Source organism: Janthinobacterium sp. JC611 (assembly GCF_018682595.1).
Classification (GTDB): Bacteria; Pseudomonadota; Gammaproteobacteria; order Burkholderiales; family Burkholderiaceae_D; genus Janthinobacterium.
Genome location: NZ_JAFLJN010000034.1, coordinates 410,489 through 425,690, shown reverse-complemented (window position 1 = coordinate 425,690; position 15,202 = coordinate 410,489). Strand labels below are relative to the sequence as shown.

The window sequence follows — 15,202 nt, the reverse complement described above, 5'->3', positions numbered from 1 at the left end:
CACAGGAGCCACGCATGCAGAACGACAGCGGTGGCGTGGACGCCGTCCGCCAGCCGGCGGCCCCGTCCGACACCTGGCTGGGCAAGCTGGGTCCCGGCCTGATCACGGGCGCGGCCGACGATGACCCCAGCGGCATCGCCACGTATGCGCAGGCGGGCGCCCAGTTCGGCTTCGGCATGCTGTGGACCGTGTGCCTGACCTTCCCTTTGATGCTGGGCATCCAGGTCATCAGCGCCAAGATCGGCCGGGTCAGCGGGCACGGCCTGGCGACGAATATCCGCCGCCACTATCCGCGTTCTTTGCTGTACGCCATCGTCGGCTTGCTGCTGCTGGCCAATGTCGTTAATATCGCCGCCGACGTGGCCGCCATGGGCGACGCCATGACCCTGATCGTCGGCGGGCCCACGCACCTGTACGCCGTGGCCTTCGGCCTACTGTCCCTGCTGCTGCAGGTCTTCATTCCCTATCAACAGTACGTGCGTCTCCTGAAATGGCTGACCCTGGGCTTGCTGGCCTACGTGGCCACCGTGCTGACCGTGCACATTCCCTGGGGCGAAGTGGCGCTGCGCACCGTCTGGCCTCAATTCACCTGGACGGCCGCCTCGGTCACCATGATCGTGGCCGTGTTCGGCACCACGATCAGCCCGTATTTATTCTTTTGGCAAGCGTCGCAGGAAGTGGAAGACTTGCAGGCCGATGCCAGCGCGCAAGCCTTGCGCCGGACTCCGGAACAGGCGCCACGGCAATTCCAGCGCATCAATACGGACACGGCCATCGGCATGGGCTTTTCCAACCTGGTGGCGTTTTTCATCATGCTGACCACGGCCGTGACCCTGGGCGCGCAAGGCATCACGCACATCGACACGTCGGCGCAAGCCGCGTCCGCCCTGCGCCCGATCGCCGGCGAATTCGCCTTCGCCCTGTTCAGCCTGGGCATCATCGGCACGGGCTTGCTGGCCATTCCCGTGCTGGCCGGCTCGGCCGCCTATGCCATGGCCGGCGCCTTTCACTGGAAAAACAGCCTGGAACTGGCGCCCAGGGCGGCCAAGAAGTTCTACGGCATCATCGTCACGGCCACCGTGATCGGCGCGGCCCTGTGCTTCACGCCGCTCGACCCCATCAAGGCCCTGTACTGGAGCGCCGTCATCAACGGCGTCATTTCCGTGCCCATCATGGCCCTGATGATGGTGATGGCGTCGCGCCCCGCCATCATGGGCACGCTCACCATTTCGCGCCGCCTGCGGGCGCTGGGCTGGCTGGCCACCCTCGTCATGGCGACGGCCGTGCTGGCCATGTTCGCCACCATGATCTTCTGATGCCTACGCCGTTTTCGGCTTGAGCATGCCTTCCACGATGCCCAGCACGGTCTGGCGCGGCAGCAAACGCGGCAGCCAGGCCAGCAGCCGGTTGGGCCTGCCCGCCACGTGGCTGCTGCGGCCACGGTCCAGCGCGCGCAAGCCTTCATCGACGACGTCTTGCGGCGCCATGCGCTTGCCCACGGCCGCCTCGGGCGCGGCCACCACGTCGAAGAAGGCCGTTTCCGTGGCGCCCGGGCACAGGGCCAGCACGCGCACGCCGCGGCTGCGGTTTTCCGCCCACAGCGCTTCCGAGAACGACAGCACGAAGGCCTTGCTGGCGCCGTAAATCGCCATGTAGGGATCGGGCTGCAGGGCGGCTGTGGACGCCACGTTGATGATGGCGCCCCGCCCCTGGGCCAGCATGTGTGGCAAGACACAGTGCGTCAGTTCCATCAGGGCCGTGCAATTGACGGTCACTTCGGCCGCCTGGCGCGCCAGGGTGATGCTCTCGAACCTGCCATGCGTGGCGAAGCCCGCGTTATTGATCAGCACATCGGGCGGCATGCCCAGGGCGCAGGCTTGCGCATGGGCTTGCGCGGCAGCGCCGGGCAGGCTCAGGTCCGCCACCAGCGCGTGGGCGCGGATGCCGTGGCGTTGCGAAAGTTCCCGGGCCAGGCTGTCGAGCACGGCGCCGGAGCGGGCCAGCAACAGCAAATGGGCGCCGCGCGCGGCCAGGGTTTCCGCAAAGACGCGGCCGATGCCGGACGAGGCGCCCGTGATCAGCACGGTCTGGTTGGAGTAGTCGTATGGGAGCATGGCAAACGTGTCGTAGTTGAAAGTGTTTCTAATGTAAACTGTGGTCTTTAGTCCACGGTCAAGAGGAAACGATGCGCATCGGAGAAATCACCCGCCTGACGGGCGTCAGCAAGGACACGGTGCGCTTCTACGAGCGCCAGGGCTTGCTGGATGAGGCGCCGCAGCCGGGCATGACGAATAACTACAAGGAATATTCGGCGCAGGCGCTGCGGCGCATCGAGCTGATCGGCCACGCCAAGGCCTTGGGTTTTACCTTGAAGGAAATCGCCGAAGTCATTGCCGTCTGGCAGGAAAATGCGCTCGACGCGGTCACCAAGCGGGCCATGCTGGAAACGAAAATTGCCCAGATCGACGACAAGGCCCGCTCGATGGCCGTGCTGCGCGCCGGCCTCGTCGATGCGCTGGCCAAGGTGGAGACGGGCTGCGAGGACGGTGTGGCGGTCGCAAGAAATTTACCAGGATAATCAATGACCTATTACACGCAATACCGCCACCTGGCGCTCGAGGGCGCCAAGCCTGCCCCCACGGCGCAGCAGATCGCCGCCATCGAAGCCTTGCTGGAAGCGCCGTTGCCGCCGGCCTTCCTGGCCTTCCTGCAAGTGGCCAACGGCGCCTGGTTTGACTACAGCTGCGATGTACCAGATGGCAATGGCGGCCTGGAAAAGATGGGCTTCAATGCGTTTTTCAGCGCCGACGAAGGCGATTTCTGCGATGAAACGCTGGTCGGCGAGATCCGCGCGGCGCGCCAGCATACGAACATGCCGCTGCGCATCCTGCCGTTCGCCCGCGATGGCGGCAATTCCATGCTTTACCTGGACTTGACGGAAGAAGGCGGCGGCCGCGTGCTGGCCTATGTGCAGGAGTTGCCGGACTGGACGGGCAAGCGCGCCCACGGCCTGATGGAACTGGCGCCCTCGTTCGACGCCTGGCTGGACAGCCTGTATATCGACCGCGACACGGTGCTCGATGAACTCGAGCACAGCGTGTCGGAGCCCTCCCACCTGGACGCGATGGCGCAGTGGCTCGATATCGGCATGCCCGCCTGGCGCCGCGATGCCGGCATCACCGCCCTGTTTGCGCTGAAACAAGTGGAACTGTGCGCCGGCGAACAGGACTAGTCCTACGGGCATGGCCGCACCTCTCCTATGGGTGCGCGCAGGCTGGCGGCTTAACATTGTCACCAGCTTGCGGAAAAAACCACTGCTGAAAGGAATTCCAATGAGCATCTCCACCACCAGTTCCCGCGTCCCCTCGCTGAAAAGCGTGGCCATCGGCGCCGCCGTTGCCTTGCTGGGCGGGATCGCCATCAAGACCATCGCCTCCGGGGCGTGCGCCAATGACAAGTGCTTCCTCAGCAAGGCCGCCGACGCGGGCAGCACAGAAATTGCCGCCAGCAAACTGGCACAAAGCAAGAGCAGCCATCCCGAGGTGAAACAATTCGCCGACGCCATGCTCACGCGGCACACGCAAATGGCGGAGGAACTGAAACAGCTGGCCAGCAGCAGGCAGATCGAGCTCAGCGACCAGCCTGGCGCCCGGCACCAGGCGCAGATCGACAAGCTGAGCCGCCTGGATGGCCAGCCCTTCGACAAGGAATATGCGGCCAGCATCGGCGTGGCCGCGCACAAGGACGCCGTGAAACTGTTTAGGGATGCCAGCCAGAAGGCCAGCGATCCCGATATCAAGGCTTTTGCCACGAAAACCTTGTCAGCGCTGCAACATCACCTGGACATGGCGAACGCCTTGCAGGCGGCATTGGCGAAACAGACCGCCACGCGTTGACATACTTGCCGTACGTGCTGTGCAGCAAGTATTTCTGCTCTTGACATACAATGCGGCAACTTCGTTTTCGGCCATGCCATGACCTCATGCAGCTACTCAAGAAAACCGGCCTGATCGCCGCCGCCTTCCTGTTCCTCATCCTGCTGGCAGGCTGGCTCTTCATCAAGGTGAGCGCGGCGCGCAATGCCACGGTGTACGCCCAGCAGTGGAACGACCAGGGCACGTGCGTGATCAAGACCTATGTGCCGCACTACGGCAACGGCGTGCCGAACAACATCGTGCGCGCGCTGAGCACGTCCACCTTCTTCCGCGTGTATCACAAGGATGGCACTTTGTTGGAAAGCACGGAATGGGTGCTGGACATGCATGAAGACGGCATCCTCGACCACGCCCGCTGGGGCCAGAACCGCGCCATCTACCCGACCGACCTGGGCGATGAAGGCTGGACCCTGCCTGAATGCGCGTGAGCGGGAAGTGACCATGCAAAAGCAAAAAGGATTGCGCGGCCCCTGGAGCGACGCGCTTTACGTTCCCACCTTGCACCATTTCCTCGGTCCCTTTGACGTGTATGACCGCGAAGAAACCCTGGGCGTGGAGCTGGACACCTGGGACATGAACGATCCTGCCCAGCGCGCGGCGCTGATACGGCGCGACATCACGTCGCAATACAAGGAACTCAGCTACCGCCACCGCCATGCGCTGGTGGCCGTGCTGGCGCAGGCGCTGCAAGACCCCGCCTACGATTTCCAGGCCATCCTCGAGCATGACCCCGAGAGCACGCACGCCCTGCCCTCGCTATGGGACGAGATGGACGATCCGCGCGCCTTCTTTGCCGACATCTACCGGCTGGTGCGGCAGGATTGGGGCGATGACCTGGCCCGCGCGGCGGCGGAAGACCCTGCAGACTGGTAGCGCGGTGCGCACGCCACGCGATCATATCGATAGCCGGCGGCCGCGATTCCTCTATGAAACTCCCATTGCGACAGGGTGCACGCGACCTTGCAAAAACGCCCGCTCAAAAATAGTCTGTTGCGCCAGCGCATGCCCATCGGTATCGCGCCACCGTGAGACGTCGGCATTCCCCCCACCGCGCCGGTTCCCGCCGGCATCCCTCTGCCGCAATTTGAAGCAGACTCTCCTGCCCCGGTTCGCCCCTGTCATTTGCCTGTCGTTCATCCTCGCCGGCGCTGCCGTGCCCTTGGCGGCCATTGCTGCCGAAGGCGGCGCCATGCGCGCCGACGCCGAAGCCTTGGTCAAGAAAAGCGTGGCCCGCATCTTGCGGCACGCCGGGCACGGCGTACAGGGTCAGGTAGTGGCCGGCTGCGGGAGGCGCATCGGCGGCTTGGCAGAGTGGCGACAGCAGGGATAAGGTGAGTAAAGTTTTTTAGGCAACAGTTTCAGCATGTAGCATTCGTCAATGAAGTTCGGTATGGCAGGCGCAGTCGTGGCCGCTGGCCGCCTCGGACAGGTTTTGCAAAATCGCGCAGTCTTGCGACGGCTGCGGCTGGTCGCACTGGTGGCGCAGGGTCACCAGTTGCTGCTGCAGGGTTTGCAAATTCGCCATTTGTTCGGCGATGCGCAAGATGTGGTGGTCGAGCAGCTCATTGACGCTCTGGCAACCTTCGGCCGGATTATTCTTAAACTCCAGCAAGGCGCGGATATCGGCCAGGCCAATCTGCAGCGAGCGGCAATGGCGGATGAATTGCAGCCGTTCCTGGTGTTCTTCGCGGTATTCGCGGTAGCCGGCGCTGTTGCGGCCCGGTTCCTGCAGCAGGCCCGCCTTTTCATAGTAACGCACGGTTTCCACGTCACAATCTGTCCGTTTGGCCAGTTCTCCGATACGCATGGCATCCCCTTTTCATTCCAAGCTGCAAATTTCACTTGACCCTGTAGCCGCTACAGGGTTTCTAATGGAAGCATACACGAAACCGGAAGGACGAATGCGATGCCGCACGATAGCCACGAGCACACTCACGAGCACAAGCATGATCATGCGCAAGACGCCAAGCCCAGCCATGGCGGCTGCTGTTCGCACAGCCACGCCGCCCCGGCCGGCGACACCGCGCCTGCCCTGCCCAGCGCCCCCATCGCCGGCGCGAACACGGCCAAATACCGTATCGCCAATATGGATTGCCCCACGGAAGAACGCCTGATCCGCAACAAGCTGGCCACGATGGCGGGCGTGGTGGGCCTCGATTTCAACCTGATGAACCGCGTACTCGACGTGCACCACACCCTGCCCTCGCTGGCCACGGTGGAAGCGGCGCTGCACGGCATCGGCATGCAGGCGATCCCCATGGAGGCGGACGCCGCAGTCGCGCGCGACCCGGACGAAGGCAGCCTGAGCAGCCTGCAAAAAGGCTTGCTGGTCGTCTCCGGCCTGGCCGCTGCCGGCGCCGAAGCGCTGGCCTGGACCACGCATGCCGACAGTTCGCCCCTCGTCATCGCCCTGGCCCTGCTGTCGATCGCCACTGGCGGCTGGCCGACCCTGAAAAAGGGCTGGATCGCCCTGAAAACGTTTACGTTGAACATCAATTTCTTGATGAGCCTGGCGGTCTTTGGCGCCATCGCCATCGGCCAGTGGCCGGAAGCGGCCATGGTCATCTTCCTGTTCGCGATTGCCGAACTGATCGAAGGCTTGTCGCTGAACCGGGCGCGCAACGCCGTGCACAGCCTGATGCAACTGGCGCCCGATACGGCCACCGTTGCCGACGCCAGCGGCGCGTGGCAGCCGGTGAACGTCGCCACGGTGGCGATCGGCACCCTGATGCGCGTCAAGCCGGGCGAGCGCATCGCCCTCGACGGGGTGGTGGCCAGCGGCACATCGTCCGTCAACCAGGCGCCGATCACGGGTGAAAGCATGCCGGTGGACAAGGCCGTGGGCGACGTCGTGTATGCGGGCACCATCAATGAACGGGGCTTGCTCGACGTCACCGTGACGGCCAACAGCGGCAACAGCACCCTGGCCAAAATCGTCAAGGTGATCGAGGAAACCCAGGGCAAGCAGGCGCCCACGCAGCGCTTCGTCGACAACTTCGCCCGCTACTACACGCCGGCCGTCGTCGTCTTCGCCCTCCTCGTCGCCGTGCTGCCGCCATTGCTCTTCGGTGCGCCTTTCATGGCCTGGGTGTACAAGGCGCTGGTGATGCTGGTGATCGCCTGTCCGTGCGCGCTGGTCATTTCCACGCCCGTGACGGTGGTCAGCGGCCTGACGGCGGCCGCGCGCCGCGGCATTCTGGTGAAAGGCGGGCAATTCCTGGAGACGGGCTACCGCATCAAGGCCATCGCCGTCGACAAGACGGGTACCTTGACCATGGGCAAGCCGGCCGTCACGGAAGTGGTGGCCCTGGAAGGCGGAAAGCCCGACGCCGTCCTGCTGCTGGCCGCCAGCCTGGACGCCAACTCGGCCCACCCGCTGGCCGCCGCCATCGTCAAGGCCGGCCCGCCCGCCGCCAGCCATTTGCCCGTGACCCAGTTTGCCGCCCTGCATGGGCGCGGCGTGCAAGGCGCCATCGCCGACCAGACCTACTACCTGGGCAATGCGCGCCTGATGGCGGAATTGAACGTCTTGACGCCGGCACTGCAAGCCATCCTGGCGCGGCTGGAACAGCAAGCCTACACGGCCATGGTGCTGGCCACGCCAGCCGGCGCGCTGGGCGTGATCGCCGTGGCCGACGTGCTGCGCCCCACGGCGGCGTCCGCCATTGCCAAATTGAACGCCTTGGGCGTCACCACCGTGATGCTGACGGGAGACAATCTGCTGACGGCCCAGCGCATCGGCGATGAAGTCGGTGTCAGCCTGGTCAAGGCGGAATTGCTGCCCGAGAATAAACTCGATGAAATCAAGGCCTTGCAGCAGCAGTTTGGCGTGGTCGCCATGCTCGGTGACGGTGTCAACGACGCCCCGGCCCTGGCGCAGGCGGACATCGGCTTTGCCATGGGCGCGGCCGGCAGCGACACGGCCATCGAGACGGCGGACGTGGCCCTGATGGACGATGAACTGGGAAAATTGCCCGAGTTCATCAGCCTGAGCCAGCGCACGCGCCGCATCCTCGTGCAAAACATCAGCTTTGCCATCGGCATCAAGGCCGTTTTCTTTGGCCTGGCCCTGGCCGGCATGGCGACCCTGTGGATGGCCGTGTTCGCGGACGTGGGCGCCAGCCTGCTGGTGGTGGCGAATGGTCTGCGCTTGCTGCGCGGAAGCAAAAATACCTAAATCCTGCCAGAAATAGTTTCATCTGGACAAGTCATGCAAAAAACGCTACTTTGACGGCTATTCGCAACAGCCGCCGAAGTAAACGATGACCTCCCTGCACCGCCTGACCCTGATATGCGCCCTGCTGGCAAGCAGCGGCCTGCGCGCCGCCCCGCTGGCGTTTTCTTCCTGCACCGATGCGGCCATGCCGGGCAGCCTGTGCGCCGTCAAGGACGTCTACGGTGCGTATGACGAGCGGGGACTGCCCGCGGCCGGCGAGAATTTGGAGTTGTTCGTCCGCAAGTTCCCCGCCGAAGGAAAGTCCAGGGGCACGGTCTGGCTGGTTGCAGGCGGCCCCGGCGAATCGGGCGCCGCGTTCTACGGCCTGCTGCCGACGCTGCGCCGCAGCTTTCCCGGCTTCGACCTGCTGGTCCCGGACCACCGCGGCACGGGCAACTCCACGCGCCTGTGTCCGGCGGAAGAAGGCGAAGACAGTCCTGGCGGCAGGGCTCTGGCGGGCGCGGAATGGGCCAGCTGCTTTGCCAGCCTGAACCAGGCGACGCAGCGGGCGCGCCAGTTTTCCATCACCAATGCCGCCCATGATCTGCAGGCGCTGGTCAGAGACGAACACTACAAGGACAAGCGGCCCGTCTACGTGGTCGGCGTGTCCTACGGCACGCAGCTGATCCTGCGCGCCATGCAGGTGATGCCCCTGCCCGTCGAGGGCGTCATCCTCGACTCGCTGGTCCCGCCGCAGAACCATCCGCGCCAGGACTTGAGCCAGCGCTCGCGGCTGGCCGACACGGTGGGCCGGCTAGTCCTGCGGCAATGCGACGAGGACCAGGCTTGCCATGCCCTGCTGGGGGAGGACGCGGAACTCGTGCTGGCCCGCGTGCGGGAAAAGGTGCGGGCCGACCCCGCCCTGCTGGCCGCCATACCGGGCAAGAACCTGCAATACTTCATGGCCAGCCTGCTCGACGTGCCTGCCGCGCGCGCGCGCATGCCCTACCTGCTGCGCGACCTGGACCAGGGGAATGGCACGGAACTGGCGGCCGTGCGGGCCATCCTGCGCGACGCCGCCGCCAGCCTGGGTGATTATCCCCAGTCGCCGCCCTCGGTTCCGCTGGCCAGCATCATCAGCAATTCGGAAAACAATCTGCAACCCTTCTTTCGTCCCGGCACGCGGGCCAGCGATATCGAGCGGGACGAGGAGCACCTGCTGTTTGCCAGCCCGCTGCCGCGCCTCTTGCTGGATAACGGTTTGCCTACGTACAAGCGCGACGATTACTACGCCCGCCTGCCAGGGAGAGTGCCGCGCATGCTGGTGCTGCAGGGAACACTGGACGCCAAGACACCCTACGCCGCCGCTGCGGGCCAGGTGGCGCTGTTGAAGTACAACAATGCCGGCGATGTCGCCCTGGCCACCGTGCGCAATGCCCCGCATTTCATCCTGTGGACGGCGCCCGCCTGCTTCGAGCAAGCCAGCGCCCGCTTCATCGCCGGCAAACCGGCGCGCGATTGCACGCTGTAGTGTCCAGCAACTAAATAGAAGAGGACGACTGGAGGCGACCTGCGCCGTTCTACGCCACGCCGCAAGCGCTGGCCGATGCCGAGGCGGCCGATGACCATTCGCGCACGACGCCCAATGGACCGTCTTTCGCGACAAGGTGGCGCCGCTGCTCGGTCGTTGAGCACTTAAATCGCCCGGCGTGCCCGCAGATGCAGGTGGCGGATGGTGGCCGCGGCGGCCATCAGGATGGCGGAAGCCGTTGCCAGAACGACAATAAATGCCTTGTCGAAGGCCGAGCGGGCCAGTTCCGACACTTGCAGGCCCAGTTCGGCCGGCAATTGCTCGGCGGCCAGCAGCGCCGCGTCGAGCGTGTCGTGGGCATTCGGCAGCAGGCCCGCGCTTTCCGGGATCACCAGGGTGGCGCCGTAGACGGCCGACAGGATGGTGCCCAGCACCGTCACGCCGATCACGGCGCCCAGTTCATACGACACTTCCTCGATCGAGGCGGCCATGCCCGCCTGTTGCGGCGCCACGTTCAGCATCACGGCGCTGGACGCGGCCGTCATGACGGCGCCCAGGCCCAGGCCCAGGATCACCAGGCTGGCCACCTGTGCCGGGACGGTGGCGTCGTGCAGCAGCAGATAAGACGCCATGCCGATGCCGGACAGCAGCAAGGAACCCCACAGGACCTTGGCCTTGTCGGCGCGCGGCAGCATGAAACCCGTCAACGGGCCGGCAAACACGGACGCCAGCGGCAGCGGCAACAGCAGCAGGCCAGCTTCCAGCGGCGACAACTCACGCACCAGTTGCATGTGCTGGCTCAGCGCCAGTTCCATGCCGATCAGGGCGGCCGAGGCCACCATGGCGGCGGCCACGGCGCTGGAAAACGGCAATTCGCGGAACAGGGCGAAGTCGATCAGCGGCCGGGCTTGCCGCTTCTGGCGGCGCACGAAGGCCAGCATGAAGACGGCGCCCACGGCGAAGGCCAGTGCGGCGATCGCATACGACGGCTGCGGCTTGCCCAGCTCCTTGATCGCATATACGCCGCCAAGCAGACCCATCATGATTTGCAGCGAGCCTTTCAGGTCCCACGGCTTGTCGCGGTTACCGGCCCGCTTCGGCAGGACGACGGCGGCCAGCACCAGGGTCAGCAGCACGATGGGCACGTTGATCAGGAAGACGGAACCCCACCAGTAGTGTTCCATCAAGAAACCACCGAGCACGGGGCCGAACGCGGCGCCACCGGAGGCGATGGCCGCCCACACGCCGATGGCGAACGAGCGCTCGCGGTTGTCCGTAAAGGTCAGGCGGATGATGGACAAGGTGGCCGGCATCATCAAGGCGGCGCCGATGGCCAGCAGCACGCGGGCAAAGATCAGCCATTCGGGCGCGGGCGAAAATGCGGCGCACAGCGAGGCGGTGCCGAACACGGCCAGGCCGGCGAGGAAAACGGGTTTGTGGCTCAAGCGGTCACCGAGGGTGCCGAGGCCGGGCAGCAAGCCGGAGACGACCAGCGCGTACACGTTGATGATCCACAGTTTTTGTGAGGAAGTAGCCTGCAAGTCGCGCGTCAGCGCGGGCAAGGCGGTGTAGAGCACGGTCATGTCGACCACGATCAGGAACAGGGCGCTGGAGACGATGGCCAGCGTCAGCCATTTTTTCATTGGATGCATAAACAACTCATGGATTTTAGTATAACTTTTAACAACTATCGGTGTGAATGAATTTGGTGCTGCGCAAATATTTACGTTCCAGGCTGCCACGGGCCTGGGCTGGTCGGGGGCGGCGGGCGTCAGCCACGGTCGCCATCCTTGTCATCCACCACTGCGGACACTGCGGGCGCGTCGAGTTCGCGCAGCATGACGACGGAGACTTGCTTGAAGCCACGGCCCTGGAAGAAGGTCTGCGCCGTCAGGTTGTGCGCGCCGCATTCGAGGAACAAACGGGCGATGCCGTGGCTGCGCAATTCGCTGGCCACCCACTCCACCAGCTGGCTGCCGATGCCGCTGCCGCGCACGGACGGCAGCAAGACCAGGTCGTCCAGCGCGGCGAACGATTTTGAGGCGCGCTGGCGCGTGTCGATGGACACCAACGCCATGCCGACGATGGCCTCGCCCAGGGTAGCCACGGCCAGCAGGGTCGAATCGCCATGCGCCCAGTCGTGCGACAGGGCGGCGCGGATTTCGCCGCGTATCACCTCGGGCAAGTCCGCGCGCCAGTTGCCGGGCGCGTCGGCGCGCTCGCCCTGCAGCTCCGAATGGGAGATGTAGTCGGCGCTGACGTTATCAAGATATAACTTGCACAGCGCATCTTCGGCGGTGGCGTCGTGACACCAGGCAAAGCGGATGGCGGGGGAACTGACTTGAGCGTTTTTCATGGCGGATCTCGTGTTATTGAAAATGTAAACGCATTTTATGTCGCCCCTGAATGGCATTCAAGTTAAAATCCATCTGTAAAACAGATAGGTGAATGCCATGCACTGGACTTTGGAACAAATGCGTTACTTTGAAGCGGCCGTCGCGGCCGGGTCTTTCTCGGGTGCGGCGCGCCGGCTGGGCCGCGCCCAATCCGTGGTCAGCACCTCGATCGGCTTGCTGGAAGCGGAATTCGGCGTGGAACTGTTCGACCGCTCGCGCCGCAGCGCCGTGCTGACGGAAGCGGGCAAGGTGATGCACCTGGAAGCGTGCGAACTGCTGCGCCAGGCCGAGCGCCTGCAGCTGCGCGCCCAACTCTTGAGCGCCGCGCCCGAAGCCCAGCTGACCCTGGCGCTGGACGAAGCCCTGCCCTACCTGGCCATCAGCACCCTGGTCAAGGAACTGGCGGCGCGCTACCCGGCGCTGGAACTGGTGATGCTCAACGCCACGGCCTCGGAAGTGGCGCAATACGTGGAGCAGCAGCAAGCCGACGTGGCCTTCCACTTCGACCGCGGCCCGATTTCCCCCGTGCTGGAACAGCAGCACATCGGCAGCGTGGCGCAAGGCGTGTTCGTGGCCAAGGGCCACCCGATGGCCCACGGCCAGGAAGTGAGCCGCAACGAGCTGACCCGCTACCGCCAGCTGATCATGGATTCCGACCTGAACCGTGAACACGCCTTCAGCCCCGCCGTGTGGTTTTCCGACAGTTTCTACAGCATCGCCGAAATGGTCGCCGACGAGCTGGGCTGGGCAATCCTGCCCCTGAATATCGCCAATTACGACAACTACAAGGGTTATCTGCAGGAAGTGCCCTGCCCTGCGCTGGCCCTGTCGCGCCTGCCGGTGCGGCGGCTATCGATACATGGCAAGAAACTGAGCGAGACGAGCTTGTGGCTGACGACCAGGCTGGCGGAATTGCTGGCGGATGGGCCGCGGGGCTAAGGCGTACTGCGCTCGTCCTTCATTAAATGAAGAAAAAGCTGGCGCGGGCATGTTGATGGCATGGCAAGCTCAGTATGATGGCCATAAGATAGGTCAGACAATGCAGCCACGCGCCACTAACGCATGAAAATTTGTAAATAAATAAGTACCGAAAGCTATACATGCTTCACTCAACCATCATCAACAACTGGCTCGCCATGGCAAAAGACGATGCCGTGGAAATCGATCCCGACGACATCAATCACGAAGCCAGGAGCAATATGTGGAGTTTTTCGCCCACGGACGAAGAAACGCCGCAGATAGAAGCGGCGGATATCGTCGAGTTCATCGGCCAGGTGATCGCGGCGCGCAGCAGCGCACTCAAAGGCGAGGACATGCAGTTCTATTGCTGGCACGATGCGCAATGCCGCCAGCTCCGATTCAGCCTCGTGTCTCGCTCGCATGGGAGGCTGCCGTTTCGCTGCGAACTGCGCGAAACGCAGGATTTATCGCTGATCGCCGACCGCGTGGTGAACGGCGACTGGCGCAACGCGCACTATATGCAGGCCCCGTCGGAGGAAGGCGATGCGCAGGAGGCCGCGCCGTTCGTCCTGCCCGTGTTTGTCGTGCCGGTGCCCCAGGAATCAGCGCACCTGGAAACGCGCGGGCCGGCACGCCGCCAGGGCTGATGCTGGCTCGCCAGTGACGATTTCCCCGCTGGCCAGTTGGCCCACGATGGCCGCCAGCACCACGCCCGGATGCATGGCGCACACGTACACGCCTTCCACCTGCGGCAAGTAGCCGATGACGGGCACGCCATCGACGGGCATGGGGCGCAGGCCGGTGCAGGCGAACTCCGGCGCGATGGCCTCGGCGCCTGCCAGTTCATTGCGGATAGCGCCGGCCGTGCGCTGCGCGATGGCGGCAGGCTGGTTTTCCGGCGTGTCGTCCACGTAGTCTTCCGCTGCCAGCATGGCACCGTCCTCGGCTTGCCGCACTTCCATGACATGGCTGGAAATAATGCCGCGCACGAGGCCGGGTGGTGCCTGGTAGCGCAGGAAGATGGCGGGCGAGGCGTGGATCGGCAGGCTGGCGCCCAGTTTCTGCGCCAGCGCAGCGGTGCCCGTGCCTGCCGCCAGCACGACCGTATCAGCCTCGATGACGCCCGTGGCCGTTTCAACGCCCGTCACGCAACCGTCCTTGACGGCAAAGCCCAGCACGGGCGTCTGCGTGCGGACCGTCGCACCGTGCGTCCGGGCCGCCGCCAGCAAGGCGTGCGTCGCGGCGACGGCGTCGAGGGCGCCCTGCTCCGGCTCGTACACGGCCTGCTCCGGCGGCTGCCGCAGCTGCGGTTCCAGCCGGGCGATGCGCGGGCGGTCTATCACTACGGACTCGGGCGACACGCGCCCATCCTGCGTGCCGTACGACAAGGCGCCATGCCAGCGCAGCGTCAAGCCGGACACTTGCGTTTCCAGCTGGCGCCAGGCGGCGATGGCGCCGCCGCGCAGGGCCGCGATGGGGTCCATCCCCGCGCAGGACGCGTTGATCCAGGCAAACGAGGTGCCCGTCACGCCGCAAGCGATGTCGCCCGCCTCCACCACGGTGACTTGTGCACCCTTGCTGGCCAGGTGGTAGGCCAGCGACGCGCCGACGATGCCGGCGCCGATGACGACGATGCGTGTTGAGGATCCATGATTCATATCTGGCAACTTTGCATATTTATCATAATGCAGAGTCTACCTCAGCCGCCCGCAAAACCAGCGCAAACCGGTGGCCATCGACGGCCATGCCTGCCACCAGGGCAATATCGGGCACGGCCATTCCCTGCACGAAACCGCAGCGCTCCAGCACGCGGATCGAGGCCCCGTTGCCGTCGATGGCATAGGCGCACAGGCTGGCCAGCCGCCATTCGTCTTGCGCCAGGGCGATCAGGTACTGCAGCGCCGCCGTGGCCAGGCCCTTGCCCGCCTGCCGCTCGCCGATGCGGTAGCCGACTTCGGCCGTCTGCGCCTGCCCGTCGATATCCTTGAGGTTGGCGCGCCCGATCAGCTCGCCGTGCTCGTCGACGATGACGCAGGGGTGCATGCACCCCTGTGCGTGCTGGTCCAGGAATTGCGCCACGTGCGCGTGGATGCCGTCGATGCTGTAGAAAGCGTCCGGACGCCCGTCGATATGGCGCTCGAACCAGGCCCGGTTGGCTTGCTCGAAGGCCAGCAGGGGCGCGCCGTCGTCGGGGCGCAGGGTGCGTATGGTAAATGTGCTCATG

General features: G+C 64.8%; 17 protein-coding genes. 11 read left to right on the top strand and 6 right to left on the bottom strand.

What is annotated here, in order from left to right; genetic code table 11:
* Positions 1 to 14: 14 nt before the first annotated feature.
* The gene (locus J0O65_RS22395; RefSeq protein ID WP_215409388.1) at positions 15 to 1,316 is read left to right on the top strand and encodes an NRAMP family divalent metal transporter; all 1,302 of its coding nucleotides are present in this window, start codon (positions 15 to 17) and stop codon (positions 1,314 to 1,316) included.
* Positions 1,317 to 1,319: 3 nt separating this feature from the next.
* Here J0O65_RS22395 and J0O65_RS22390 read toward each other — a convergent pair whose 3' ends face one another.
* Entirely contained in the window at positions 1,320 to 2,114 is a 795-nt protein-coding gene (locus J0O65_RS22390) for an SDR family NAD(P)-dependent oxidoreductase (RefSeq protein ID WP_215409387.1), read from the bottom strand.
* A 71-nt stretch (positions 2,115 to 2,185) separates the two neighbouring features.
* Between J0O65_RS22390 and J0O65_RS22385 the strand changes: the two genes are divergently transcribed.
* The 6 genes from J0O65_RS22385 (at position 2,186) to J0O65_RS22360 (ending at position 5,265) form a co-directional block, all read left to right on the top strand.
* Complete coding sequence (locus J0O65_RS22385) at positions 2,186 to 2,578, top strand: MerR family transcriptional regulator (RefSeq protein WP_215409386.1); 393 nt, start codon at positions 2,186 to 2,188, stop codon at positions 2,576 to 2,578.
* A gap of 3 nt (positions 2,579 to 2,581) precedes the next feature.
* Positions 2,582 to 3,232 carry an SMI1/KNR4 family protein gene (locus J0O65_RS22380; RefSeq protein ID WP_215409385.1) on the top strand — a complete coding sequence of 217 codons (651 nt, stop codon included), beginning with the start codon at positions 2,582 to 2,584 and terminating at the stop codon, positions 3,230 to 3,232.
* A gap of 100 nt (positions 3,233 to 3,332) precedes the next feature.
* The gene (locus J0O65_RS22375) at positions 3,333 to 3,896 is read left to right on the top strand and encodes a DUF4142 domain-containing protein (RefSeq protein WP_215409384.1); all 564 of its coding nucleotides are present in this window, start codon (positions 3,333 to 3,335) and stop codon (positions 3,894 to 3,896) included.
* An 86-nt stretch (positions 3,897 to 3,982) separates the two neighbouring features.
* Positions 3,983 to 4,363, top strand: coding sequence for a hypothetical protein (locus tag J0O65_RS22370; RefSeq protein WP_215409383.1), 381 nt, complete (start codon positions 3,983 to 3,985; stop codon positions 4,361 to 4,363).
* Between the two features lie 13 nt (positions 4,364 to 4,376).
* Positions 4,377 to 4,808, top strand: coding sequence for a hypothetical protein (locus J0O65_RS22365; protein WP_215409382.1), 432 nt, complete (start codon positions 4,377 to 4,379; stop codon positions 4,806 to 4,808).
* Positions 4,809 to 5,019: 211 nt separating this feature from the next.
* Positions 5,020 to 5,265: a hypothetical protein gene (locus J0O65_RS22360; protein WP_215409381.1), complete on the top strand. Its 246-nt coding sequence runs from the start codon at positions 5,020 to 5,022 to the stop codon at positions 5,263 to 5,265.
* Positions 5,266 to 5,310: 45 nt separating this feature from the next.
* Here J0O65_RS22360 and cadR read toward each other — a convergent pair whose 3' ends face one another.
* Positions 5,311 to 5,742: a Cd(II)/Pb(II)-responsive transcriptional regulator gene (gene cadR, locus J0O65_RS22355; RefSeq protein WP_215409380.1), complete on the bottom strand. Its 432-nt coding sequence runs from the start codon at positions 5,740 to 5,742 to the stop codon at positions 5,311 to 5,313.
* Between the two features lie 99 nt (positions 5,743 to 5,841).
* Between cadR and J0O65_RS22350 the strand changes: the two genes are divergently transcribed.
* Together J0O65_RS22350 and J0O65_RS22345 are read left to right on the top strand one after the other, a co-directional pair.
* Positions 5,842 to 8,112: a heavy metal translocating P-type ATPase gene (locus J0O65_RS22350; protein ID WP_215409379.1), complete on the top strand. Its 2,271-nt coding sequence runs from the start codon at positions 5,842 to 5,844 to the stop codon at positions 8,110 to 8,112.
* A gap of 85 nt (positions 8,113 to 8,197) precedes the next feature.
* Positions 8,198 to 9,622 (top strand): alpha/beta fold hydrolase, encoded by a 1,425-nt coding sequence (locus tag J0O65_RS22345; protein ID WP_215409378.1) that lies wholly within the window; start codon positions 8,198 to 8,200, stop codon positions 9,620 to 9,622.
* A gap of 164 nt (positions 9,623 to 9,786) precedes the next feature.
* Here the strand turns inward: J0O65_RS22345 and J0O65_RS22340 are convergent, their stop codons facing one another.
* Complete coding sequence (locus tag J0O65_RS22340) at positions 9,787 to 11,265, bottom strand: MFS transporter (RefSeq protein ID WP_285896816.1); 1,479 nt, start codon at positions 11,263 to 11,265, stop codon at positions 9,787 to 9,789.
* Between the two features lie 128 nt (positions 11,266 to 11,393).
* Positions 11,394 to 11,978 (bottom strand): GNAT family N-acetyltransferase, encoded by a 585-nt coding sequence (locus J0O65_RS22335; RefSeq protein ID WP_215409376.1) that lies wholly within the window; start codon positions 11,976 to 11,978, stop codon positions 11,394 to 11,396.
* A gap of 97 nt (positions 11,979 to 12,075) precedes the next feature.
* Between J0O65_RS22335 and J0O65_RS22330 the strand changes: the two genes are divergently transcribed.
* Entirely contained in the window at positions 12,076 to 12,957 is an 882-nt protein-coding gene (locus J0O65_RS22330) for a LysR family transcriptional regulator (RefSeq protein ID WP_152251220.1), read from the top strand.
* 161 nt (positions 12,958 to 13,118) lie between these two features.
* Complete coding sequence (locus J0O65_RS22325) at positions 13,119 to 13,625, top strand: hypothetical protein (protein WP_215409375.1); 507 nt, start codon at positions 13,119 to 13,121, stop codon at positions 13,623 to 13,625.
* Here J0O65_RS22325 and J0O65_RS22320 read toward each other — a convergent pair.
* Positions 13,581 to 14,636: an NAD(P)/FAD-dependent oxidoreductase gene (locus J0O65_RS22320; RefSeq protein ID WP_215409374.1), complete on the bottom strand. Its 1,056-nt coding sequence runs from the start codon at positions 14,634 to 14,636 to the stop codon at positions 13,581 to 13,583. The two genes, J0O65_RS22325 and J0O65_RS22320, sit on opposite strands and share 45 nt — an antisense overlap.
* Before the next feature lie 22 nt (positions 14,637 to 14,658).
* Complete coding sequence (locus J0O65_RS22315) at positions 14,659 to 15,201, bottom strand: GNAT family N-acetyltransferase (RefSeq protein ID WP_215409373.1); 543 nt, start codon at positions 15,199 to 15,201, stop codon at positions 14,659 to 14,661.
* Position 15,202 lies beyond the last annotated feature (1 nt).

What these genes read in the sequence shown, in the direction of transcription:
- J0O65_RS22330 (WP_152251220.1), top strand. Translation starts at nt 12,076, where the DNA reads ATGCACTGGACTTTGGAACAAATGCGTTACTTTGAAGCGGCCGTCGCG.
- J0O65_RS22350 (WP_215409379.1), top strand. Translation starts at nt 5,842, where the DNA reads ATGCCGCACGATAGCCACGAGCACACTCACGAGCACAAGCATGATCAT.
- J0O65_RS22370 (WP_215409383.1), top strand. Translation starts at nt 3,983, where the DNA reads ATGCAGCTACTCAAGAAAACCGGCCTGATCGCCGCCGCCTTCCTGTTC.
- J0O65_RS22320 (WP_215409374.1), bottom strand. Translation starts at nt 14,636, where the DNA reads ATGAATCATGGATCCTCAACACGCATCGTCGTCATCGGCGCCGGCATC.
- J0O65_RS22345 (WP_215409378.1), top strand. Translation starts at nt 8,198, where the DNA reads ATGACCTCCCTGCACCGCCTGACCCTGATATGCGCCCTGCTGGCAAGC.
- J0O65_RS22365 (WP_215409382.1), top strand. Translation starts at nt 4,377, where the DNA reads ATGCAAAAGCAAAAAGGATTGCGCGGCCCCTGGAGCGACGCGCTTTAC.
- J0O65_RS22395 (WP_215409388.1), top strand. Translation starts at nt 15, where the DNA reads ATGCAGAACGACAGCGGTGGCGTGGACGCCGTCCGCCAGCCGGCGGCC.
- J0O65_RS22390 (WP_215409387.1), bottom strand. Translation starts at nt 2,114, where the DNA reads ATGCTCCCATACGACTACTCCAACCAGACCGTGCTGATCACGGGCGCC.
- J0O65_RS22325 (WP_215409375.1), top strand. Translation starts at nt 13,119, where the DNA reads ATGCTTCACTCAACCATCATCAACAACTGGCTCGCCATGGCAAAAGAC.
- J0O65_RS22335 (WP_215409376.1), bottom strand. Translation starts at nt 11,978, where the DNA reads ATGAAAAACGCTCAAGTCAGTTCCCCCGCCATCCGCTTTGCCTGGTGT.
- J0O65_RS22385 (WP_215409386.1), top strand. Translation starts at nt 2,186, where the DNA reads ATGCGCATCGGAGAAATCACCCGCCTGACGGGCGTCAGCAAGGACACG.
- cadR (WP_215409380.1), bottom strand. Translation starts at nt 5,742, where the DNA reads ATGCGTATCGGAGAACTGGCCAAACGGACAGATTGTGACGTGGAAACC.
- J0O65_RS22315 (WP_215409373.1), bottom strand. Translation starts at nt 15,201, where the DNA reads ATGAGCACATTTACCATACGCACCCTGCGCCCCGACGACGGCGCGCCC.
- J0O65_RS22375 (WP_215409384.1), top strand. Translation starts at nt 3,333, where the DNA reads ATGAGCATCTCCACCACCAGTTCCCGCGTCCCCTCGCTGAAAAGCGTG.
- J0O65_RS22340 (WP_285896816.1), bottom strand. Translation starts at nt 11,265, where the DNA reads ATGAAAAAATGGCTGACGCTGGCCATCGTCTCCAGCGCCCTGTTCCTG.
- J0O65_RS22380 (WP_215409385.1), top strand. Translation starts at nt 2,582, where the DNA reads ATGACCTATTACACGCAATACCGCCACCTGGCGCTCGAGGGCGCCAAG.